The sequence below is a fragment of the Streptomyces cyanogenus genome, from assembly GCF_017526105.1.
In the GTDB taxonomy this organism is placed as follows: domain Bacteria; phylum Actinomycetota; class Actinomycetes; order Streptomycetales; family Streptomycetaceae; genus Streptomyces; species Streptomyces cyanogenus.
In genome coordinates, this window is the sequence record NZ_CP071839.1 from 6,599,037 (window position 1) to 6,621,251 (window position 22,215).

The window sequence follows — 22,215 nt, forward strand, 5'->3', positions numbered from 1 at the left end:
CTTCCGCCGACAGTCACCGCCCGCTTCCGGAACGCTTCCGGGCCCCGCCGCGCCGCTCCCGGGGCGGAAATCGGCGATGCGGAAACCGCCGAGCGGCGGGTGAAGCGGGGCCCCGGTGGTCAGGATGGAGGCATGGGATTCCATGTCGACTCCGAGGCCGGGCGGCTGCGCCGCGTCATCCTGCACCGGCCGGATCTGGAGCTCAAGAGGCTCACCCCCAGCAACAAGGACGCCCTGCTCTTCGACGACGTGCTCTGGGTGCGCCGAGCGCGCGCCGAACACGACGGGTTCGCCGACGTACTGCGCGACCGCGGGGTCGAGGTCCACCTCTTCGGTGACCTGCTCGCCGAGACCCTGGCGCTGCCCGAGGCCCGCGCGCTCGTCCTGGACCGGGTCTTCGACGAGAAGGAGTACGGCCCGCTCGCCACCGGCCACCTGCGCGCCGCCTTCGACGGGATGACCCCCGGCGAGCTGGTCGACGCCCTGGTCGGCGGGATGACCAAGCGGGAGTTCCTGGCGAGGCACGCGGAGCCGACCTCGGTCCGCTTCCACGTCATGGAGCTGGACGACTTCCTGCTCCGCCCGCTGCCGAACCACCTGTTCACCCGGGACACCTCGGCGTGGATCTACGACGGCGTCTCCATCAACGCCATGCGCTGGCCCGCCCGGCAGCGGGAGACGATCCACTTCGAGGCGATCTACCGCCACCACCCGCTGTTCCGTGACGAGACGTTCCGCGTGTGGTCCCGGGGGCAGGTGGACTACCCCTCCACCATCGAGGGCGGTGACGTCCTGGTGATCGGCAACGGCGCCGTCCTGATCGGCATGAGCGAGCGCACCACCCCGCAGGCCGTGGAGATGCTGGCGCACAAGCTGTTCGCGGCCGGCTCGGCGCGTACGATCGTCGCGCTCGACATGCCCAAGCGGCGCGCCTTCATGCACCTCGACACGGTGATGACCATGGTCGACGGCGACACGTTCACCCAGTACGCCGGCCTCGGCATGCTCCGCTCGTACACCATCGAACCGGGCGTCGGAGAACGTGAGCTGAAGGTCACCGACCATCCGCCGGAGCACATGCACCGGGCGATCGCCGCCGCGCTCGGCCTCGGCGAGATCCGGGTGCTGACCGCCACGCAGGACGTGCACGCGGCCGAACGCGAGCAGTGGGACGACGGCTGCAACGTGCTCGCCGTCGAGCCCGGGGTCGTCGTCGCCTACGAGCGGAACTCCACCACCAACACGCATCTGCGCAAGCAGGGCATCGAGGTGATCGAGATCCCGGGCAGCGAGCTGGGCCGGGGCCGGGGCGGCCCGCGGTGCATGAGCTGTCCCGTGGAGCGGGATCCCGTATGACGTCGCATATAAATGTGAAGGATCGTATAGACTTCCAGCGTCCCGTAGCCCTCACCCCTGGAGCGCCCCGCCATGGCGACAGTCCCGACCGCCCTCGCCGGCCGCCACTTCCTCAAGGAGGCGGACTTCACCGAGGAGGAGTTCCGCGGCCTGGTCGAGCTGGCCGCCGAGCTGAAGGCCGCCAAGAAGGCCGGGGCCGAGACACGGTACCTGCGGGGCAGGAACATCGCGCTGATCTTCGAGAAGACCTCGACGCGCACCCGCTGCGCGTTCGAGGTCGCCGCGGCCGACCAGGGCGCCCACACCACCTACCTCGACCCGGTCGGCTCGCAGATCGGGCACAAGGAGTCGGTGAAGGACACCGCCCGCGTGCTGGGCCGGATGTACGACGCGATCGAGTACCGGGGCGACAGCCAGGCCAAGGTCGAGGAGCTGGCCGCGTACGCCGGCGTGCCCGTCTACAACGGCCTCACCGACGACTGGCACCCCACCCAGATGCTCGCCGACGTGCTCACCATGACCGAGCACAGCGCCAAGCCGCTGCGGAAGATCGCCTTCGCCTACCTCGGGGACGCCCGCTTCAACATGGGCAACTCCTACCTGGTCACCGGCGCCCTGCTCGGCATGGACGTGCGGATCGTCGCCCCGAAGAGCTACTGGCCCGCCCAGGAGATCGTCGACCGCGCCCGCGAGCTGGCCGCCGCCAGCGGCGCCCGCGTCACCCTCACCGAGGACGTCGCCGAGGGCGTCCTGGGCGCCGACTTCGTCGCCACCGACGTCTGGGTCTCGATGGGCGAACCCAAGGAGGTCTGGAGCGAGCGGATCGCGGCCCTCGCCCCGTACGCCGTGACCATGGACGTCCTGCGCGCCACCGGCAACCCGGACGTGAAGTTCCTGCACTGCCTGCCGGCCTTCCACGACCTCGGCACCGCCGTGGGCCGGCAGATCCACGAGGCCCACGGCCTGGCGTCGCTGGAGGTGACGGACGAGGTCTTCGAGTCCGCCCACTCGGTCGTCTTCGACGAGGCCGAGAACCGCCTGCACACCATCAAGGCGGTGCTGGTGGCCACACTCGCCCGGGAAAGCCTTGCCTGACCCGCCTCACCAGGCCTTATCCTGACCGGCGGCCCGGAACCACCCCTTCCGCTGCCGTCGCCGCGCCCCTACGCAGGGCGCCCGCACCACCAGAAACGAGCACCACCCGCATGCCCGCTCCCCGCATCAAGTCCCCGCACCTGCTCGTCGCCGAATCCGGAGCCGACCGCGAGGGACACGGCCTGAAGCGCACCATGGGCCTCTTCCAGCTCATCTGCTTCGGCGTCGGCGCCATCGTCGGCACCGGCATCTTCGTCGGCCTCTCCGACTCCGTCGCCCAGGCCGGCCCGGCCGTCGTCGTCTCCTTCGTCCTCGCCGCGATCACCTGCGTCTTCACCGCCCTGTCCTTCGCGGAGCTGGGCGGCGCGATCCCGGTCTCCGGTTCCTCGTACTCCTTCGCCTACGCCGGCCTCGGCGAGTCCACCGCCTTCCTCGTCGGCTGGTGCCTGCTGCTGGAGTACGGCATCTCCATCTCGGCCGTCGCGGTCGGCTGGAGCCAGTACGTCAACGAGCTGCTGCACAGCCTCACCGGCCTCCAGTTCCCGGCCGCGCTCTCCGCCGGCCCCGGTGACGGCGGCATCGTCAACCTCCCGGCCGTGATCGTCATCGCCCTGGCCTCCGTGCTGCTGGTGCGCGGGGTGCGCGAGAGCGCCCGGGCCACGGCCGCCATGGCCGCCGTGAAGCTCGCGATCCTGCTCGCCTTCTGCGCCATCGGCTACAGCGCCTTCAAGGACGGCAACCTCACCCCGTTCTCCCCGGCCGGCCTCGGCGGCATCGGCGCCGGCACCACCGCGGCGTTCTTCTCCTACATCGGCTTCGACGCCATCACCACCGCCGGCGAGGAGGCGAAGAACCCGCGCCGGGACATCCCCGTCGCGATCCTCGTCTGCATGGGCCTGGTCACCCTGCTGTACTGCGCGGTCGCGCTCGCCGCGATCGGCGCCATCGGCGGCGACCAGGTCGCCGGCCGCCCCGCCGCGCTCTCCTACGTCGTCAACGAGGTCACCGGCTCCACCGTCGGCGGCGGTGTCGTCGCCTTCGGCGCGGTCGTCGCCATCGCCTCCGTGGTCCTCGCCGTGATGTACGGGCAGACCCGCATCCTGATGTCGATGTCCCGGGACGGACTGATCCCGCGCGTCTTCGAGAAGGTCTCCCCGCGGACCTCCACGCCGGTTGCCGGCACGCTGATCGTCGCCGTCGTCTTCGCCGTCCCCGCGGCCTTCGCCTCCCTCGACGCCGTGATGAACCTGTGCACCATCGGCACGCTCGCGGTCATGGCCGTCGTCAACATCACGGTGATCGCCCTGCGTCGCCGCGAACCGGGCCTCACCCGCAGCTTCCGGGTGCCGCTGTACCCGGTGGCCCCGCTGCTCGGCGTCGGCTTCTGCCTGTACCTGATGTACGAGACCGGCTGGCGGACCTGGCTCCAGTTCGCCGTGTTCCTCGCGGTGGGCCTGCTGGTCTACGGCGTCTACGGCCGCCGGCACTCCACGCTGGCCCGGCCGCCGGCCGCCGAGGTCACACCGGCCGCCGCTGAGCGGGAACCACAGGCAGTCTGAACCACACCGCCTTGCCCGACGGGGTGGGGCGGTGCCCGCACGACGAGCTGAGGGCGCGGATCAGCAGCAGCCCGCGCCCGCCCTCCTGCCAGACGTCGGGCTCCTCCAGCACGGGCCGGGTCAGCTGGCCGGGCGGCGCCGGGTCCGGGTCGTGCACCTCGACCTGGCAGCCGGTCGGCTGCAGCTCCACCACCAGCTCGATCGGGCCGCGCCCGGCGGTGTGCTCCACCGCGTTGGCCACCAGCTCGGCCGTGAGCAGCTCCGCCGTGTCGCAGTCGGCCACGTGCTCCACCTCGGTGAGAGCCGAGCGCACCAGAGCGCGCGCCACCGGCACCGCCGCTGTCGTGTGCGGCAGCGCGATGCGCCAGGAGGCCGATTCGGCAGGGCGTTCGTGCAAGGCGAGTCCGTTCATGGAGCAGGCTGTCCTGCTTTCGACTGTAGGAATGGTACGGGCCCGGCCACCGCGGACGGTCGGGGGGCTTCGCCCGGAACCTCCCGGCCCCGGTACCGGGCGGCTTACCCAGGCGTGCGGCCGGCCTCTCCCGCCCGAGCCCACTGTTACGCCGCTGTCGACAACCGGTGACCGACGTGACCGGAAACCGCCGGTCGGAGCCCGGTATGTCGCGCCCCCGTGACGACAGTCACAAACAAGTGATAACTTCGTGGGGCAGAGCAACGTACGGCACCGCCGCGCTAGGAGGCCGCACGTCATGAGTCCCTTCACCGGTTCCGCCGCCCGCACCGCCGACTGGACGCACCTGCGGGTCCGGATCGCCGACGGGGTGGCCACCGTCACCCTCGCCCGGCCCGAGAAGCTCAACGCCCTCACCTTCGGCGCCTACGCCGACCTGCGCGACCTGCTCGCCGAACTGTCCCGGGAGCGCTCGGTGCGCGCCCTGGTCCTGGCCGGCGAGGGCCGCGGCTTCTGCTCCGGCGGTGACGTGGACGAGATCATCGGCGCCACGCTGGACATGGACACCGCCCGGCTGCTCGACTTCAACCGGATGACCGGCCAGGTCGTCCGGGCGATCCGCGAGTGCCCGTTCCCGGTGATCGCCGCGGTGCACGGCGTGGCCGCGGGCGCCGGGGCCGTCCTCGCCCTGGCGGCCGACTTCCGCGTCGCGGACCCCTCGGCCCGGTTCGCCTTCCTCTTCACCCGGGTCGGCCTGTCCGGCGGTGACATGGGCGCGGCCTATCTGCTGCCCCGGGTCGTCGGCCTCGGCCACGCCACCCGGCTCCTCATGCTCGGCGACCCGGTCCGGGCCCCCGAGGCCGAGCGCATCGGCCTGATCAGCGAGCTGACGCAGGAGGGCCGGACCGACGAGGCGGCCGCCGCGCTGGCCCGCCGCCTGGCCGACGGCCCCGCCCTGGCGTACGCCCAGACGAAGGCGCTGCTGACGGCCGAGCTGGACATGCCGCTGGCCGCCTCGGTCGAACTCGACGCCTCGACCCAGGCCCTGCTGATGAACGGGGAGGACTACGCGGAGTTCCACGCGGCCTTCACGGAGAAGCGCCCGCCGAAGTGGCGGGGGAGGTGAGGTCCGGTGCGCGTGGCGATCATCGGCGGAGGCCCCGGCGGGCTCTACGCCGCAGCCCTGCTGAAACGCCTCGACCCGGCCCGCGACGTCACCGTCTGGGAACGCAACGCCCCCGGTGAGACCTTCGGCTTCGGCGTGGTCCTCTCCGACGAGACCCTCGGCGGCATAGAACACGCCGACCCGGTCGTCTACGAGGCGCTGCGGCAGGACTTCGTCCGCTGGGACGACATCGACATAGTGCACCGGGGCACCCGCCACCGCTCCGGCGGCCACGGCTTCGCCGCGCTGGGCCGGCACCGGCTCCTGGCGATCCTGCACGAACGCTGCCGCTCGCTCGGCGTGCGGCTCGTCTTCCGCACCGAGGCCCCCCACCCGGCCACCCTCTGCGCCGAGTACGACCTCGTCGTCGCCGCCGACGGAGTCCGCAGCACGACCCGCGAGACGTACGCCTCCGTGTTCCGCCCCCAGGTGACCGGACACCGCTGCCGCTACATCTGGCTCGCCGCCGACTTCGCCTTCGACGCCTTCCGCTTCGAGATCGCCGAGACCGAGCACGGCGTGCTGCAACTGCACGGCTACCCCTATGCGGCGGACGCCTCGACCGTCATCGTCGAGATGCGCGAGGAGGTGTGGCGGAAGGCCGGCTTCGGCGAACTCGGCGAGCAGGAATCGGTGGCGCGCTGCGCCAAGATCTTCAAAGAGGCGCTCCGCGGACGCCCCCTGCGTTCCGGTACGTCGGCCTGGACCACCTTCCGTACGGTGACCAACGAACGCTGGTCGCACGGCAACCTCGTCCTGCTGGGCGACGCCGCGCACACCGCCCACTTCTCCATCGGCTCCGGCACCAAGCTCGCCGTGGAGGACGCCCTCGCGCTGGCCGCCTGCCTGGCGGAACAGGACTCCTTGGACAAGGCACTCGCGGCCTACGAGGAGGAGCGCAAACCCGTCGTCGCCTCCACCCAGCGGGCCGCCCGCGCCAGCCTGGAGTGGTTCGAGAACCTGCCGCTGTACCTCGGCCAGCCGCCCCGCCAGTTCGCCTTCAACCTGCTCACCCGCAGCCGCCGGGTCACCCACGGCAACCTGCGGCTGCGCGACTCCCGCTTCACCGCGTCCGTGGAGCGCGAGTTCGGCTGCCCGGCCGGCACACCGCCGATGTTCACGCCGTTCCGGCTGCGCGGCCTGACCCTGCGCAACCGGGTCGTCGTGTCGCCGATGGACATGTACTCCGCCGCCGACGGCGTCCCCGGCGACTTCCATCTCGTCCACCTGGGCGCCCGCGCCCTCGGCGGGGCCGGCCTGGTGATGACCGAGATGGTGTGCGTCAGCGCGGAGGGCCGGATCACGCCCGGGTGCGCCGGCCTCTACACCGGCCGGCAGGCCGAGGCCTGGCGCCGGATCACCGACTTCGTGCACCGCCGGTCCCCGGGCACCGCGATCGGTGTCCAGCTCGGCCACTCCGGCCGCAAGGGCTCCACGAAGCCGATGTGGGAGGGCATGGACGAGCCGCTGCCCACCGGCAACTGGTCCCTGGTCGCCGCCTCCCCGCTGCCGTACAAGCCGGGCGGCCAGACGCCGCGCGAGCTGTCCCGTGCCCAGCTCACCGACCTGCGCGAGCAGTTCGCCGCCGCGGCCTGGCGGGCCGCGCGGGCCGGCTTCGACCTGCTCGAACTGCACTGCGCCCACGGCTATCTGCTCTCCGGCTTCCTCTCCCCGCTCACCAACCGGCGCACCGACGCCTACGGCGGCTCGCCGGAGAAGCGGCTGCGGTTCCCGCTGGAGGTCTTCGACGCCGTACGCGAGGTGTGGCCGGCCGAGCGGCCGATGACGGTCCGGATCTCGGCCACCGACTGGGCGGAGGGCGGGACGACCGTCGAGGACGCCGTCGGGATCGCCCGCGCCTTCGCCGCGCACGGCGCCGACGCCATCGACGTGTCCACCGGGCAGGTGGTGGCCGAGGAGCGGCCGGAGTTCGGGCGCTCGTACCAGACGCCGTTCGCCGACCGGATCCGGCACGAGGTCCGCGTCCCGGTGATAGCGGTCGGCGCCATCTCCTCCTGGGACGACGTCAACTCGCTCGTCCTGGCGGGCCGTACGGACCTGTGCGCGCTGGCCCGGCCGCACCTGTTCGACCCGCACTGGACCCTGCACGCGGCGGCCGAGCAGGGCTACGAGGGACCGGGCGTCGTCTGGCCCGCCCCCTACCGGGCCGGCAGCAGGCGACCGCAGACCGGCCGGACGGACGCCCCCAAACCGCGACTGTCGCTCGGCGGCTGAGACGGCGCGTCGGCCGGGCCCGCCTCACAGCCCCGCGAACCCGGCCCCCGCGTCCCTAAGCCGCTCGTGCAGGCCGCGGAAGACCTCCGCCGAGCGGAGCCCGGGCCAGTCGGCCGGGAGGAGGTGGATGGGCAGGCCCGGGTCGGTGTAGGGGAGGTGGCGCCAGGAGTCGAGGGCGAGGAGGTAGTCGTGGTACGCCTCCTCGGGCGGGGTGTCGGCGCGTTCCTCCCAGGCGTGCAGGACCGGCGCGTGCGCGTCCAGGAAGCGCTCGTGCTCCTTGGCGATCGCCGCCAGGTCCCACCAGCGGGCCACGGCGTCGGCCGTGGCCGCGAACCCCAGGTGCGTGCCCCGGAAGAAGTCCACGTACGGATCCAGGCGCAGCCGGCGCAGGGTGTGCTCGGCCTCCTCGTACAGGCGGGCCGGGGCGATCCACACCCCCGGGGCCGCCGTGCCGAAGCCCAGGCCGGCCAGCCGGGAGCGCAGCACATGCCGCTTCTGCCGCTCCGACTCCGGGACCGAGAACACCGCGAGCACCCAGCCCTCGTCCGCGACGGGCGCGCCCGCGTAGATGCGCCGGTCGCCGTCGTCCAGCAACTGGCGCGCCTCGGCGGAGAGTTCGTACCCGGCGGCACCGGACCGCGTGCGGGCCGGCACCAGCAGCCCGCGCCGTTTGAGCCGGGACACCGAGGAACGCACGGACGGTGCGTCCACGCCGACCGCGGCCAGGAGCCGGATCAGCTCGGCGACGGGCACCGGGCCGGGCATGAAGCGGCCGTACGCGCCGTAGAGCGTGACGATGAGGGACCTGGGGGCGTGCTGCTCGGACACGTTGATCATTTTAGGTCGTCTGCATCACTGCTGGTCACCTTCGGTGCGCAACCGGAAGCGCTGGAGCTTGCCGGTGGCCGTGCGGGGCAGCGCGTCGAGGAAGACGAACTCGCGCGGGCACTTGTACGGCGCCAGCTCGGCGGTGAGGAACGCGCGCAGCGCCTCGGGGTCGCGCCGGGCGCCCGTGCGCAGCACCGTGTAGGCCACCGTGACCTGGCCACGGGCCTCGTCGGGACGGCCGACGACCGCCGTCTCGGCCACGTCGGGATGGCGCAGCAGCACCTCCTCCACCTCCGGGCCGGCGATGTTGTACCCGGCCGAGATGATCATGTCGTCGGCGCGGGCCACATAGCGGAAGTAGCCGTCGGCCTCGCGTATGTAGGTGTCGCCGGTGATGTTCCAGCCGTCCCGGACGTACTCCCGCTGCCGCGGGTCGGCGAGGTAGCGGCAGCCGACCGGGCCGCGTACGGCCAGCAGCCCGGGCTCGCCGTCGGGCACCGGCTTGCCGTCGGCGTCCTGGACGCGCGCCTGCCAGCCGGGCACCGGCACCCCCGTGCTGCCGGGCCGGATCCGCTCGTCGGCGGCCGAGATGAAGATGTGCAGCAGCTCGGTGGCGCCGATGCCGTTGATGATGCGCAGGCCCGTCCGGTCGTGCCAGGCCCGCCAGGTCGCCGCGGGCAGGTTCTCGCCGGCCGAGACGCAGCGCCTGAGGGACGTCACGTCGTGTCTGTCCAGCTCCTCCAGCATGGCGCGGTAGGCGGTCGGCGCGGTGAAGAGGACCGAGACGCGGTGTTCGGCGATGGCGGGGAGCAGCTGGCGGGGGCCCGCCTGTTCCAGCAGCAGGGCGCTGGCGCCGGCCCGCAGCGGGAAGATCACGAGCCCGCCGAGACCGAAGGTGAAACCCAGCGGGGGACTGCCGGCGAAGACATCGTCGGCATGGGGGCGCAACACATGCCGTGAGAAGGTGTCGGCTGTTGCCAGCACATCGCGGTGGAAGTGCATGCACCCTTTCGGGCGCCCCGTCGTACCGGAGGTGAACGCGATCAGGGCGACGTCGTCGGCCGCGGTGTCCACCGCCGGGTAGGGGCCGGCGGGCGCCGGGCGGTGCAGCAGGTCGCCGGGTGTGTCACCGCCGTACGTCGTGACGCGCAGCCCCGGTATCGAGGCCCTCGCCAGGTCGTCCGCCACGCGGATGTCGCACAGCGCGTGCCTCACCCGGGCGATCCGGCACAGGGTCGCCAGCTCGTGCGGGCGCTGCTGGGCCAGTACGGTGACCGCGACCGCGCCCGCCTTCAGCACCGCCAGCCAGCAGGCGGCGAGCCAGGGCGTGGTGGGGCCGCGCAGCAGCACCCGGTTGCCCGGGACCACGCCCAGGGAACCGGTGAGCACGTGCGCGATCCGGTCGACCCGCGCGCGCAGCTCGCCGTAGGTCCAGACGGCGCCGTCCGGGGTGCGGAACACCGGGCGGTCCGGTTCGGTGTGGTCCAGGAGTTCCGCGGCGCAGTTCAGCCGATCGGGGTACCGCAGCTCCGGCAGGTCGAACCGCAGCTCGGGCCACTCGTGCGGCGGGGGCAGATGGTCGCGCGCGAAGGTGTCCACGTGGGCCGAGAGATGCATGGCGGTCCGCCCCCTTGCCGTGACAGATGTCCGGGACAGATGTCCGAACGGGCTACCTGGTGGGCTCGCGCCTTGAGCGTATCGTGTTGGTGACGGCAGTCAACTGCACGCGATAACGTCGCGAGGTGGGGTACGGAACGGGGCGGGGACCCGCCTCGGGACGCGATCCCGGAGGGAGGACCGGCCGTGTCCGCATTCTCGCTCGGACCCGAGCAGACCGCCTGGTGCGCCGAGCTGCGCGAGCTGGCCGGCCGGCGGCTGCGCCCGCTCGCCGACCGGGGCGCGCCCGGCCGCGTCAACCGGCCGCTCCTCGCCGAACTCGGCCGACTGGGTCTGCTCGCCCGGCTGTTCTCCGCCGGCGCGCTGGACCTGTGCCTGATGCGGGAGTCCCTCGCCCAGGCCTGCACCGAGGCCGAGACCGCACTCGCCCTGCAGGGCCTGGGCGCCCACCCGGTGCACGCCCACGGCACCCCGGCCCAGCGCGGGCGCTGGCTGCACCGCGTCGCCGACGGCAGCGCGGTCGCCGCCTTCGCGCTGAGCGAGCCCGGCGCCGGTTCGGACGCGGCGGCGCTGGCCCTCGCGGCCGAGGCCGACGGCGACGGCTGGCGGCTCACCGGCGCCAAGTGCTGGATCTCCAACGCCCCGGAGGCCGACTTCTACACCGTCTTCGCCCGCACCACACCCGGCGCCGGGGCCCGCGGGGTGACCGCCTTCCTGGTCCCGGCCGACCGGCCCGGACTCACCGGCAGCGCGCTGGAGATGATCTCGCCGCACCCCATCGGCGCCCTCGACTTCGACGCCGTGCCCGTCACCGCCGCCGACGTGCTCGGCGCACCCGACCGCGGCTTCGCCGTCGCCATGGGCACCCTCAACCTCTTCCGCCCCAGCGTGGGCGCGTTCGCGGTCGGCATGGCGCAGGCCGCGCTGGACGCCACCATCGGCCACACCCGCCGGCGCGAGGCGTTCCGCGGGAGGCTGATGGACCTTCAGGCCGTGTCCCACCAGGTGGCCGAGATGGCCCTGCGTACCGAGGCGGCCCGGCTGATGGTGTACGCGGCCGCGGCGGCCCACGACGCGGGAGCCGCCGACGTCCCCCGGCGCGCCGCGATGGCCAAGCTGCTCGCCACCGAGACCGCGCAGTACGTCGTCGACACCGCCGTCCAGCTGCACGGCGCCCGCGCCCTGCGCCGCGGCCACCTCCTCGAACACCTCTACCGCGAGGTGCGCGCGCCGCGCATCTACGAGGGCGCCAGCGAGGTCCAGCGGGGCATCATCGCCAAGGAGTTGTACGCCACGGCACACGAGGAGGACCGGTGACGACCGAGCGCGTCAACCCGCCCGGACTGGCCCCGCCCACGGGCTTCTCGCACGCCGTCGTCGCGACCGGCTCCCGCGTGGTGTTCCTCGCGGGCCAGACCGCCCTCGACGGTGACGGCAAGATCACCGGCGAGACGCTGCCCGAGCAGTTCGGGAAGGCCCTCGGCAACCTCCTCACCGCCCTGCGCGCGGCCGGCGGCACCCCCGCCGACCTCGCCCGGGTCACCGTCTACGCCACCGACGTCGCCGCGTACCGCGCCCACGCCGCGCAACTCGGCCGGATCTGGCGGGAGTCGGCGGGCCGTGACTACCCCGCGATGGCCGTCGTGGAGGTCGTACGGCTGTGGGACGAGCGGGCACTGGTGGAGCTGGACGGGTTCGCCGTACTGCCCTAGGGCCCCGTCCGGATCACGCCGGGCTCGGTCCGGACCGGAGCCCCGGCACCCTCGCCCCCCTGGGCCGTACCCCCGCCGTTACCGGCCCGGACGTGGCCGTGACGCGCCACCGATGGGGCTACGGTCACGTCCTGCGGCCCGGACGCCCGGTACCAGTGGAGACCCTCGGCCCCTGGAACCGGGAGGTATCCCATGCCCGTACGCCCCGTTCTCGCCACGGCCCTCGGCGCCGTCGCGCTGCTGTGCCCCGCCGCCGGCCCGGCCGCCGCCGGCCCCTCCGAGCTGATCACCGTCGACCCGGTCGGCCGGCTCGCGTCCGACGGCACCGTGACGCTGTCCGGAACCTACCGCTGCACCGGCGCCACCGGGCCGGTGTTCGTCGGCTCCTCGCTCAGTCAGGGTGACGCCCGCCTCGAACCCGGGGGCGGCGGCGCCGCCCGGTGCGACGGCGCCGAGCACCACTGGGAGAACTCCGGCAAGGTCTCGGCGGCGACGCTGAGAGCGGGGGCGGCCCAGGCGGAGGCCACGCTCAGGGAGTTGCGCCCCTCGGGCGGCACCCCGCTGCCGGCCCTCCGCGCGGTGACGAGCCGGACCATCACGCTGAGCCAGGAGTGACGCCGGGGGGCCTACCCGTCCGCCGTCCGGCCCGTCACCGAAGGGGCCGCACGGCCGCGGGTCCGGCGGACCGTCGGACGCCCGGCGGCCGGTACCGCACCGCCTCGACCGCCGACGACGCCGGTCACCCCGGTTTCCTGGTCCGCGGCCGGTTCAGGCGCCGCCGAGCCCGTCCCGGTCCGGAGCCGGCCTCCGCCGGATCACCGGGGCGTCCGGCCGGCGCAGGGCGGCCACGAACTTGTAGCGGGACCCCCGGTACACCGAGCGCACCCACTCCACGGGTGAGCCCTGCGCGTCCCGCGAGTGCCGGGACAGCAGCAGCATCGGCATCCCCACGTCGGTGGCGAGCAACTGTGCCTCGCGCGGGGTCGACAGCGAGGTCTCGATGGTCTCGTCGGCCTCGGCGAGATCGACGCCGTACACCTCGGTGAGCACCGTGTAGAGCGACGGGCAGGTGGCCAGGGACCGGCGCAGACCGGGGAAGCGCCGTACGGACAGGTGGGTCGTCTCGATCGCCATCGGGTCGCCGCCGGCCAGCCGCAGCCGCTCGATGCGCAGCACCTTCTCGCCGATCCCGATGCCGAGCAGGTCCGCCAGCTTCTCGTCCGCGGGCACCTCCGCGAGGTCCAGCACCTGCGAGGCCGGGGTGAGCCCCTGGGCGCGCATGTCCTCGGTGTGCGAGGTGAGTTGGAGCGTGCGGTACAGCTTGGGCTGGGCGACGAAGGTGCCCTTGCCCTGGATCCGGTCGAGCCGGCCCTCGCCGACGAGTTCCTGGAGCGCCTGCCGGACGGTGGTCCGCGAGGTGTCGAACCGGACGGCGAGCAGACGTTCCGCGGGCATGGCCGAGCCGGGCTGCAGAGCCTCGGCCATGCTGAGCAACTGCTGCTTGATCCGGTAGTACTTCGGCACGCGCGCGGTGCGGCCGGACGCCCCTCTGTGCGGCTGGGCGCTGCTGACGTCGGTGGTCATGCCTGCCTTCCCGGCTGTGTCGATGGGCTCCCGTTATAGCGACCAACTCCCTTATGGTCTAGTCCAACTGAACGGTCCGGGCGAAAGGGGCGGAATGCGGACGGCCGCACTCCGGTGACTTTCTCGTAACGGCCGGGACCGGCTTCCTGAACCACCCTTGACACCCCGAAAGGTCTAGGCCAAGCTCCAGCGTACTGGTCTACACCATTAGTGGCCAGATCCCGAGCCCTACGTGTCAGCAGCGTCGTGCGCAGGTCACCGCAGAGGGCGTGGGGGGTTAGTGGCATCCCTGAGGAGGGTGGCGTGAAGCGCAAGCTTGCGGCCGCGATCGTGATCGCGGGCATGATGGTCTCCGTGTCGGCGTGCGGCGGGGACGACGGCGACGACAGCGGCAAGAACGCGGGACCGGACAGCTTCAAGGGCCAGACCCTGACGGTCTGGGCGATGGACGGCTCCACGCCGGACCAGTGGGTCAAGGACGTCACGGCCGCGTTCGAGAAGAAGACCGGCGCCAAGCTGAAGTTCGAGACGCAGAAGTGGGACGGGATCCAGCAGAAGATCACCACCGCCCTGTCCGAGTCCACCCCGCCGGACGTGCTGGAGGTCGGCAACACCCAGACCCCGGCCTACGCGGCGACCGGCGGCCTCGCCGACCTGAGCGACCTGAAGAAGGAGATCGGCGCCGACTGGACGCCGTCGGTCTCGCAGTCCTCCGTCTACGACGGCAAGCAGTACGCCGCTCCCTGGTACTTCGCCAACCGCGTCGTCGTCTACAACAAGAAGATCTGGGCCAAGGCCGGCATCAAGGACACCCCGAAGACCCGGGACGAGTTCTTCAAGGACCTGGAGGCGATCGGCAAGAAGACCGACGCCGAGCCGATCTACCTGCCCGGCCAGAACTGGTACTTCTTCGACGGCCTGACCATCGGCCAGGGCGCCGACCTGGTGAAGAAGGAAGGCGACACGTACGTCTCCAACCTCGGTGACCCCAAGGTCGCCAAGGCCATGGAGATCTACAAGAAGTACGCCTCCTACTCCAAGGCGCCCAAGGACAAGGACGAGGCCACCCCGCAGCAGGCCGAGGTCTTCGCCAAGGGCAGGACCGGCGCGTTCATCGGCATGGGCTGGGAGGCCGGTACGGCCGTCCAGGCCAACAAGGCCATCGAGAAGGACCTCGGCTACTTCACCATCCCCGGTGAGACCGCGGGCAAGCCCGAGGGCGTCTTCCTCGGCGGCTCCAACCTCGCCGTCGCCCAGGGCAGCAAGAAGCAGGCCCTGGCCAAGGAGTTCCTGAAGGTGGCCCTCTCCGACGAGTACGAGGGCGAACTGGCCAAGCTCAACGGCGTCATCCCGAACAAGAAGTCCCTGGAGACCAGCCTCAAGGGCAACGCCGTCGCCGAGGCCGCCGCTCCGGCTGCCGCCGTCGGTGGCACCACCCCGCTGATCCCCGAGTGGGGCGCGGTGGAGAACAACCCGAACCCGATCAAGTCGTACATGACGGCCGTGCTGAACGGCAAGTCCCCCGCGGACGCCGCCAAGCAGGTCGAGAGCGAGATCAACAAGCGCCTGGCCCAGCAGAACTGATGACCGCGCCGGGGGCGCCACGCCCGCGCCCCCGGCTCACCTGTGTCGTCCGTACGGCCACGGAAGAGATGGCAACTCATGTCAGTGCAGACCGAAGGCACGGACACGGCCGGGGAGCCCGCTGTCCGCAAGGCCCGGGTGCCGGTCCCGCCGGGCGGTGACAGCCGCACCGCCGGCGCCCCGTCCCGGCGCCGATCCGCCGCCCCCTACCTGCTCCTGCTGCCCGCCCTGCTGGCCACCGTGGTGCTGCTCGGCTGGCCCCTGGTCAAGAACGGCATGCTGTCGTTCCAGAACCTCAATCCGCGCCAGCTCATCCAGCACCTCACCGAGTGGAACGGCGTCGAGAACTACCGGGAGGTGCTGAGCGGCGGGGACTTCTGGCGGGTCGTCGAGCGCTCCGTCTTCTTCACCGCCGTCAACGTCGCACTGATCATGGTGCTCGGCACCCTGGTCGGCCTGCTGCTGGCCCGGCTCGGCGGCAGGATGCGGCTGCTGCTGATGATCGGTCTCGTCCTCGCCTGGGCCATGCCGGTCATCGCGGCCACCACCGTCTACCAGTGGCTGTTCGCCCAGCGCTTCGGTGTCGTCAACTGGGTGCTGGACAAGCTCGGCTGGCACTCCATGGCCGACCACAACTGGCTGCAGACCCAGTTCTCCACCTTCGCCGTGATCACCCTGCTCCTGGTCTGGCAGTCCATACCCTTCGTGGCGATCAACCTCTACGCCGCGACCACCACGATCCCCCGGGAGCTGTACGAGGCGGCCTCCCTGGACGGCGCCGGGGCCTGGAAGAGCTTCACCTCGGTGACCCTGCCGTTCCTGCGGCCCTTCCTGTACGCCACGACCTTCCTCGAGGTCATCTGGATCTTCAAGGCGTTCCCGCAGATCTTCGCGATGAACGAGGGCGGCCCCGACCACCTCACCGAGACCCTGCCGATCTACGCCTACGTCGAGGGTGTCGGCAACCAGCACTTCGGAGTCGGCGCCGCCATCTCCTTCCTGACCATCCTGGTCCTGCTCGTCATCACCTCGTACTACCTGCGCATGGTGCTCAAGCAAGAGGAGGACGAGCTGTGAAGCGCTCGCTCTTCGGCCGCTTCTGGCCCAACGCGACCGCCGTCGTCCTCTTCGTCGGCTTCGTGTTCCCCGTGTACTGGATGTTCGCCACGGCCTTCAAGCCGACCGGCGACATCATCGCCGAGGACCCGGTGTGGTTCCCGACCGACGCCACCCTCGAACACTTCAAGAAGGCCGTCGACGCGGACCACTTCTGGACCCTGGTCCTCAACTCCGTCACCGTCACGGTCCTGTCGGTCGTCTTCTCGCTCGTCATCGCCCTGTTCGCCGCCTTCGCCCTGGCGCGGATGCGGTTCAAGGGCCGGCGCGGTCTCATCGTGACGTTCATGCTGGCGCAGATGGCCCCCTGGGAGGTCATGATCATCGCCATCTACATGATCGTCCGGGACAACGACATGCTCAACAGCCTGGTCCCGCTCACCGTCTTCTACACGGTGATGGTGCTGCCCCTCACCCTCCTCACGCTGCGCGGCTATGTCGCCGCCGTGCCCAAGGAGCTGGAGGAGTCGGCGATGATCGACGGCTGTACCCGCACCCAGGCCTTCGTCAAGGTGATCTTCCCGCTGCTCGCGCCCGGCCTGATGGCCACCTCGCTGTTCGGCTTCGTCACCGCCTGGAACGAGTTCCCGCTCGTCCTGATCCTCAACAAGGACATCGAGAAGCAGACCCTGCCGCTGTGGCTGTCCCAGTTCCAGACCGCCTTCGGCGACGACTGGGGCGCCACCATGGCCGCCTCGTCCCTGTTCGCGCTGCCCATCCTGATCCTCTTCATCTTCCTGCAACGCAAGGCTGTCAGCGGTCTCACCGACGGCGCCGTGAAGGGATGACGTCCCCGATGACCACCATCGCCACCACCGCGTCCGGCGGCGGCTCCGCAGCGGGTGACACCCTCGCCCGGGACGCCCTCGCGGTGCTGCAGCCGGGGTTCGACGGCACCACCGCCCCCGACTGGGTGCGCCGCCGCCTCGGCGAGGGCCTCGCCTCCGTCGCCCTGTTCGGCCGCAACGTCGTCGGCGAGGAGCAGGTCACCGCGCTCACCCGGCAGTTGCGCGCCGAGCGCGACGACCTGCTGGTCGCCATCGACGAGGAGAGCGGCGACGTCACCCGCCTCGACGTGCGCACCGGCTCCTCCTTCCCCGGCAGCCACGCCCTCGGCGCCGTCGACGACCCCGGTCTCACCCGGGCCGTCTCCCGCGAGCTGGGCCGCCGCCTGGCCGCCTGCGGCGTCACCTTCGACTGGGCACCCTCCGCCGACGTCAACGCCAACCCCGACAACCCCGTCATCGGCGTCCGCTCCTTCGGCGCGAGCCCCGACCTGGTGGCCCGGCACACCGCCGCCTGGGTCGAGGGCCTGCAGTCCACCGGCGTCGCCGCCTGCACCAAGCACTTTCCCGGCCACGGCGACACCAACGTCGACTCCCACCACGCCGTGCCCCGCATCGACGTGGACGCCGACACCCTGTACGAACGCGAACTGCCCCCGTTCCGCGCGGCGATCGCCGCCGGCACCCGGGCGATCATGAGCGCGCACATCCTCGTGCCGGCGCTCGACCGGGACCGCCCCGGCACCCTGTCCCGGCGCGTGCTCACCGAGCTGCTGCGCGGCGAACTCGGCTACCAGGGCCTGATCGTCACCGACGGCATGGAGATGCGTGCGATCTCCGGCACCTACGGCCTGGAACACGGCGTGGTCCTCGCCATCGCGGCCGGCGCCGACGCCATCTGCGTGGGCGGCGGACTGTGCGACGAGGGCACCGTACTGAAGCTGCGGGACGCGCTCGTGGCCGCCGTACGCTCCGGGGAACTGCCCGAGGAACGGCTCGCCGACGCCGCGGCCCGGGTCCGCGACCTGGCCGCCTGGACCGTCGCGGCCCGCGGTGACGCGGAGAAGACGCCGGCCGCCCCGGAGATCGGCCTGGTCGCGGCCCGCCGCGCGCTGACCGTGACCCGCGCGGGCGCCGCCGCACCGGTCACCGCACCGGTGTACGTCGCCCAGTTCAACCCCACGCCCAACATCGCCGTCGGCGACGAGACCCCCTGGGGCGTCGCCGCCGAGCTGGAGCGGCGGCTGCCCGGCACCGCCTCCGGCTCCTTCACCGGCGAGGGCGCCGGTGCCGCCGTCCTCGCCGCGGCCGAGGACCGCCGGATCGTCGCCGTGGTCCGCGACGAGCACCGGCACGACTGGATGCGCTCCGCGCTCGACACGCTGCTCGCCGCCCGGCCCGACACCGTCGTGGTCGAGATGGGCCTGCCGCAGGCCCCGCCGCGCGGCGCCCTGCACATCGCCACCTACGGCGCCGCCCGGGTGTGCGGTGTGGCGGCGGCGGAAGCCGTCGTCGCGGGCTGACCCACGGGCTCACCGGCCGCCCGCCGCAGCGGGCGGCCCACTCGATCGTGCTCCATTCCCGGATCTCCACCGCACTCTGTGTTCCAGTTCCAGAGGAATCGCATGCAGACGCCCCACCCCTTCCTCCACCGCGCGGCGACCGGCCGCCCCTACTTCAGCGCCGACGGCGAGACCTACCTCGCCCCGACCCCCCTGCGTGACCTGGAGAAGACCCAGCCGCTGCGCGTGCTGTCCGAGGAGGACTTCGCCTTCTGGCAGACGTACGGCTACGTCGTCGTGCGCGAGGCCATCACGCCCGGCGAGGCCAAGGAACTCCTCGACTTCGCCTGGGAGTTCCAGGGGCTCGCCCCCGACCGCCCCGACACCTGGTACGAGGAACCGGAGTTCCGGTCCGAACTCGACCGGCACCTGTACATCTACGGCTTCGTCGAGGCGTACCACCACCAGCTCATGTGGGACAGCCGGCAGAGCCGGCGCGTCTACGACGCCTTCGTGGACGTCTGGGACAGCCCGGAGCTGTGGGTCACCCTGGACCGTCTCAACCTCAACCCGCCCAACGTACGCACCCGTTCCCGCTCCCTGATCGAACCCACCGACGAGGGCTTCGACATCGAGCTGCACTGGGACGTCGACACCACCCTCGCCGTCCTGCCGCAACGCGTGCAGGGCATCATCGCGCTCACCGACACCCGCCCCGAACTCGGCGGCTTCCAGTGCGCGCCGGAACTCTTCCGCCGCTTCGAGGAGTGGCGCGTCGCCCAGCCGCCCGGCCGCGACCCGGTCCGCCCGAACACCGACCGCGCCGAGTTCCCGGTGGTCCGCCCCGACCTCCAGGCAGGCGACCTGCTGATCTTCAACGGGCTGCTCGCCCACGGCGTGGCGCCCAACCTCTCCGACAACGCTGTCCGAGCCGTCCAGTACCTGTCGATGATGCCCGCGCTGGAGGAGCACACGGCCCTGCGCGACTCCCGCGTGGAGTCCTGGCGCACCCTCGCCACCCCCGACTGGAACGCCACCCTGCTCGGCGACGCCCGCGAGCCCGAAGCCCTCCGCTACGGCCCCGCCGAACTGGACGACCTGGGGCGCAGGCTGCTCGGCCTCGACTCCTGGACCGCCGCGGACGGTGCCCGGTGAACCGCGTCTGCCTCACGCTGCCCACCAACCGGGCCTGCTCCGCCACCGTCACCGCCCTGCACGCCGAAGCCACGTACGCGGCCCGGCACTTCGGCGCCGACGTCGAGCTGCTGGTCCTGGACTCCGCCGACGCCGCGACCCGCGCCGAGCACGCCCGCACGGTCGCCGCCCTGCCCCCGGAGCCGGGCGTGACCGTCCACCACCTCGACGAGGAGGCCCAGCGGGACTTCCTGTGCCGCGTCGTCCGGAAGGCCGGCCTGCCCGAGCCGGACCGCCTGCTGCGCCTGATGCTCCCGTCCGCGGTCTCCTACGGCGCCTGCACGAACCGCGCCTTCCTGCTGGCCGCCGCCCTCGGCTGCGACTCGGTGCACCGCCGCGACTCCGACAGCGCCTACCAACTCCACGCCGGACAGCCGGTGTTCCCCGTCCACCACGAGCTGCCGTGGCTGGGCCGGCCGGCCGCCGAGGCCTCGGCCGCCGTCACCCGCACCGACCTGGACCCGGCACTGGCCCACCGCCCGGTCTCGCTGGCCGGAGCCTCCTTCATCGGCGCACTCTCCGTGGACATCGGGGAGATACGACGCCTGGACGAGGCCGTCTACCACGACGTGGTCAGCCTGTGGGCCCCCGGCGACTGGCCGGAGGACCGCACCCGCGCGCTGGTCGAGGAGTCCTTCACCGGTGCGGGCACCGCACCCTTCGCCGGGGACCACTCCACCCTCACGCTGGTCGACCCGATGCGCGTCGACATGTGCAACATCGCCTTCGACCGCGCGGTGTACGAGCGCGTCCCCCTCACGCCCGCCACCGACACCATCGGCAGCGACTACTTCCTGCTGCACCTCGTCCACGACGCGGGCCTGCCCGGCATCCTCCACAACCGTCACATCGAGAACTTCCACACCCCCGAGCGCCGCACCGACACCGGCTTCCCGGCCTACCAGCGCCGGTTCGTGAAGTTCCTCCTGTCGATGCTCTACTTCCACGACGTGTACGACCGGATGGCGGCCGAGGGCGCGGGGCTGCTGGACGAGCGGCAGCAGGTCCGGCCCGACCGGATCGTGGAGTTCCTCCGCGAGAGCACGGGCCTGGACCGGGCCGAGAACATCTGGCGCCTGGACCGGGTGGACACGGCCTACCGCAAACTGGGCGGCCGGTACGCGGACTTCGCGGACCAACTGGGCTTGGAACGTCACCGGTTACTCGACCAAGCCCAGCAGGACATCGAGGACTTCGTTCACTTGACCGTTTCCTGGTCCGCGCTGGTGAGGGCGGCCCGGTCATGAGCGCCCCGAAGGGGCGCGCGGCCCCGTCCGACATGCGGCTGCCGCCGCGTGGGCGCGACCAGCCGCGACGGACCGGTACCGTCGCCACGGACCGCCTCGTCTACGACCTCACCGGCATAGAGCACCAGTACGACGCCCTGCTCGACGAACTGCCCGGAACCCGCATCCGCTTCGCCCTCAAGGCCTGCCCGGTCGACGAGGTCCTGCGCTGCCTGACGGCCAGAGGCGCCGGATTCGACGCAGCGAGCCCCGCCGAGATCGAGCAGGCCCTGCGCGCCGGTGCGCACCCCGACCACATCCACTACGGCAACACCATCAAGTCCGACCACGACATCGCCCAGGCCCACCGCCTGGGGGTCCGCACGTTCGCCACCGACAGCATCCAGGACGTCACCGCCATCGCGGCGCACGCGCCCCGCGCCCGCGTGTTCTGCCGCCTCGCCACCAGCGGGGACGGCGCCCTGTGGGGGCTGAACCGCAAGTTCGGCTGTGCCCCGGACGACGCCGTCCGCATCCTGGGCACGGCCCGGGACGCCGGCCTCGTCCCGGCCGGCCTGTCCGTGCACGTCGGCTCCCAGCAGATGACCGGCGAGGCCTGGCAGCAGGCACTGGACGCCCTCGCCGGGACCCTGACGGCACTGGCCGGGCGGGGGATCGCACCCGACCATGTGAACCTCGGCGGCGGGCTGCCCGCGCTCGGCTATCGCGACCGGCGCGGCAACCCCCTCCACCCGCCGCTGGACAAGATCTTCACCGTGCTCCGCGAGGGCATGGAACGCCTGAACGCGCTGGTCCCCGCCCCGCTCGGCTTCGTGCTGGAGCCGGGGCGTCACCTGGTCGCCGACCACGGCGTGATCCGCGCCCACGTGGTCCGGCTGACCGAACGCACGCAGCCGGACGGCGGGCGCGCCCGCTGGCTGTACCTGAGCGTCGGCAAGTTCAACGGCCTGTACGAGATGGACCAGGTGACCCACCCGCTGGTCTTCCCGGGGCGGGAGACCGAGGAACACGTCCCCGCGATCGTCGCCGGCCCCACCTGCGACAGCGACGACGCCTACGGCGCCGGCCGGTACCCGGTGCCGGTCCCGGCGTCCCTCGCCTCCGGCGACCCGGTCCGGATCCTCTCCGCCGGCGCCTACGCCGGCAGTTACACCACCCGCGGCTTCAACGGCATCCGCCCGCTGCCGACCGTGTGCACCCGCGGCCAGGAAGGACACCACTGAC

General features: G+C 72.2%; 19 protein-coding genes. 15 read left to right on the forward strand and 4 right to left on the reverse strand.

The window, feature by feature from the left end; translation table 11 throughout:
• The first annotated feature begins 132 nt into the window (after positions 1 to 132).
• From S1361_RS29675 to S1361_RS29685, 3 genes are all read left to right on the forward strand, one after another.
• Positions 133 to 1,356: an arginine deiminase gene (locus S1361_RS29675; RefSeq protein ID WP_208034958.1), complete on the forward strand. Its 1,224-nt coding sequence runs from the start codon at positions 133 to 135 to the stop codon at positions 1,354 to 1,356.
• A gap of 72 nt (positions 1,357 to 1,428) precedes the next feature.
• A complete protein-coding gene (gene argF / locus S1361_RS29680) occupies positions 1,429 to 2,451 on the forward strand; it encodes an ornithine carbamoyltransferase (RefSeq protein WP_208034959.1) in 1,023 nt (340 codons plus the stop codon).
• Between the two features lie 110 nt (positions 2,452 to 2,561).
• The gene (locus S1361_RS29685; RefSeq protein WP_208034960.1) at positions 2,562 to 4,010 is read left to right on the forward strand and encodes an amino acid permease; all 1,449 of its coding nucleotides are present in this window, start codon (positions 2,562 to 2,564) and stop codon (positions 4,008 to 4,010) included.
• On the opposite strand, the gene S1361_RS29690 is transcribed toward S1361_RS29685, so the two are convergent.
• A complete protein-coding gene (locus S1361_RS29690; RefSeq protein WP_208034961.1) occupies positions 3,970 to 4,422 on the reverse strand; it encodes an ATP-binding protein in 453 nt (150 codons plus the stop codon). The two genes, S1361_RS29685 and S1361_RS29690, sit on opposite strands and share 41 nt — an antisense overlap.
• Positions 4,423 to 4,720: 298 nt before the next feature.
• Between S1361_RS29690 and S1361_RS29695 the strand changes: the two genes are divergently transcribed.
• The gene (locus tag S1361_RS29695; protein ID WP_208034962.1) at positions 4,721 to 5,548 is read left to right on the forward strand and encodes an enoyl-CoA hydratase family protein; all 828 of its coding nucleotides are present in this window, start codon (positions 4,721 to 4,723) and stop codon (positions 5,546 to 5,548) included.
• Positions 5,549 to 5,554: 6 nt separating this feature from the next.
• Positions 5,555 to 7,822: a bifunctional salicylyl-CoA 5-hydroxylase/oxidoreductase gene (locus tag S1361_RS29700; RefSeq protein WP_208034963.1), complete on the forward strand. Its 2,268-nt coding sequence runs from the start codon at positions 5,555 to 5,557 to the stop codon at positions 7,820 to 7,822.
• Between the two features lie 24 nt (positions 7,823 to 7,846).
• On the opposite strand, the gene S1361_RS29705 is transcribed toward S1361_RS29700, so the two are convergent.
• The gene (locus S1361_RS29705; RefSeq protein WP_208034964.1) at positions 7,847 to 8,659 is read right to left on the reverse strand and encodes a PaaX family transcriptional regulator; all 813 of its coding nucleotides are present in this window, start codon (positions 8,657 to 8,659) and stop codon (positions 7,847 to 7,849) included.
• A gap of 15 nt (positions 8,660 to 8,674) precedes the next feature.
• A complete protein-coding gene (locus S1361_RS29710; protein ID WP_279577630.1) occupies positions 8,675 to 10,267 on the reverse strand; it encodes an AMP-binding protein in 1,593 nt (530 codons plus the stop codon).
• Between the two features lie 186 nt (positions 10,268 to 10,453).
• Here S1361_RS29710 and S1361_RS29715 point away from each other — a divergent pair, with 186 nt between their 5' ends.
• From S1361_RS29715 to S1361_RS29725, 3 genes are all read left to right on the forward strand, one after another.
• Positions 10,454 to 11,584, forward strand: a complete 1,131-nt coding sequence (locus S1361_RS29715; protein WP_208034965.1) for an acyl-CoA dehydrogenase family protein — start codon at positions 10,454 to 10,456, stop codon at positions 11,582 to 11,584.
• Positions 11,581 to 11,979, forward strand: coding sequence for a RidA family protein (locus S1361_RS29720; protein ID WP_208034966.1), 399 nt, complete (start codon positions 11,581 to 11,583; stop codon positions 11,977 to 11,979). The genes S1361_RS29715 and S1361_RS29720 overlap by 4 nt, the downstream gene beginning before the upstream one ends.
• A 192-nt stretch (positions 11,980 to 12,171) precedes the next feature.
• Positions 12,172 to 12,594, forward strand: a complete 423-nt coding sequence (locus S1361_RS29725; protein ID WP_208034967.1) for a DUF6299 family protein — start codon at positions 12,172 to 12,174, stop codon at positions 12,592 to 12,594.
• Positions 12,595 to 12,747: 153 nt separating this feature from the next.
• On the opposite strand, the gene S1361_RS29730 is transcribed toward S1361_RS29725, so the two are convergent.
• A complete protein-coding gene (locus S1361_RS29730; RefSeq protein WP_208034968.1) occupies positions 12,748 to 13,563 on the reverse strand; it encodes a GntR family transcriptional regulator in 816 nt (271 codons plus the stop codon).
• Between the two features lie 303 nt (positions 13,564 to 13,866).
• Here S1361_RS29730 and S1361_RS29735 point away from each other — a divergent pair, with 303 nt between their 5' ends.
• The 7 genes from S1361_RS29735 (at position 13,867) to S1361_RS29765 (ending at position 22,214) form a co-directional block, all read left to right on the forward strand.
• Positions 13,867 to 15,147 carry an extracellular solute-binding protein gene (locus S1361_RS29735; RefSeq protein ID WP_208034969.1) on the forward strand — a complete coding sequence of 427 codons (1,281 nt, stop codon included), beginning with the start codon at positions 13,867 to 13,869 and terminating at the stop codon, positions 15,145 to 15,147.
• 78 nt (positions 15,148 to 15,225) lie between these two features.
• Positions 15,226 to 16,224 (forward strand): carbohydrate ABC transporter permease, encoded by a 999-nt coding sequence (locus S1361_RS29740; RefSeq protein ID WP_208034970.1) that lies wholly within the window; start codon positions 15,226 to 15,228, stop codon positions 16,222 to 16,224.
• A complete protein-coding gene (locus tag S1361_RS29745) occupies positions 16,221 to 17,051 on the forward strand; it encodes a carbohydrate ABC transporter permease (RefSeq protein WP_208034971.1) in 831 nt (276 codons plus the stop codon). The genes S1361_RS29740 and S1361_RS29745 overlap by 4 nt, the downstream gene beginning before the upstream one ends.
• An 8-nt stretch (positions 17,052 to 17,059) precedes the next feature.
• Positions 17,060 to 18,571, forward strand: coding sequence for a glycoside hydrolase family 3 protein (locus S1361_RS29750; protein WP_208034972.1), 1,512 nt, complete (start codon positions 17,060 to 17,062; stop codon positions 18,569 to 18,571).
• Positions 18,572 to 18,673: 102 nt separating this feature from the next.
• Entirely contained in the window at positions 18,674 to 19,705 is a 1,032-nt protein-coding gene (locus S1361_RS29755) for a phytanoyl-CoA dioxygenase family protein (RefSeq protein ID WP_208034973.1), read from the forward strand.
• Positions 19,702 to 20,991, forward strand: coding sequence for a DUF6271 family protein (locus tag S1361_RS29760; RefSeq protein ID WP_208034974.1), 1,290 nt, complete (start codon positions 19,702 to 19,704; stop codon positions 20,989 to 20,991). The genes S1361_RS29755 and S1361_RS29760 overlap by 4 nt, the downstream gene beginning before the upstream one ends.
• Before the next feature lie 32 nt (positions 20,992 to 21,023).
• Complete coding sequence (locus S1361_RS29765; RefSeq protein WP_208036828.1) at positions 21,024 to 22,214, forward strand: type III PLP-dependent enzyme; 1,191 nt, start codon at positions 21,024 to 21,026, stop codon at positions 22,212 to 22,214.
• Position 22,215: the final 1 nt, after the last annotated feature.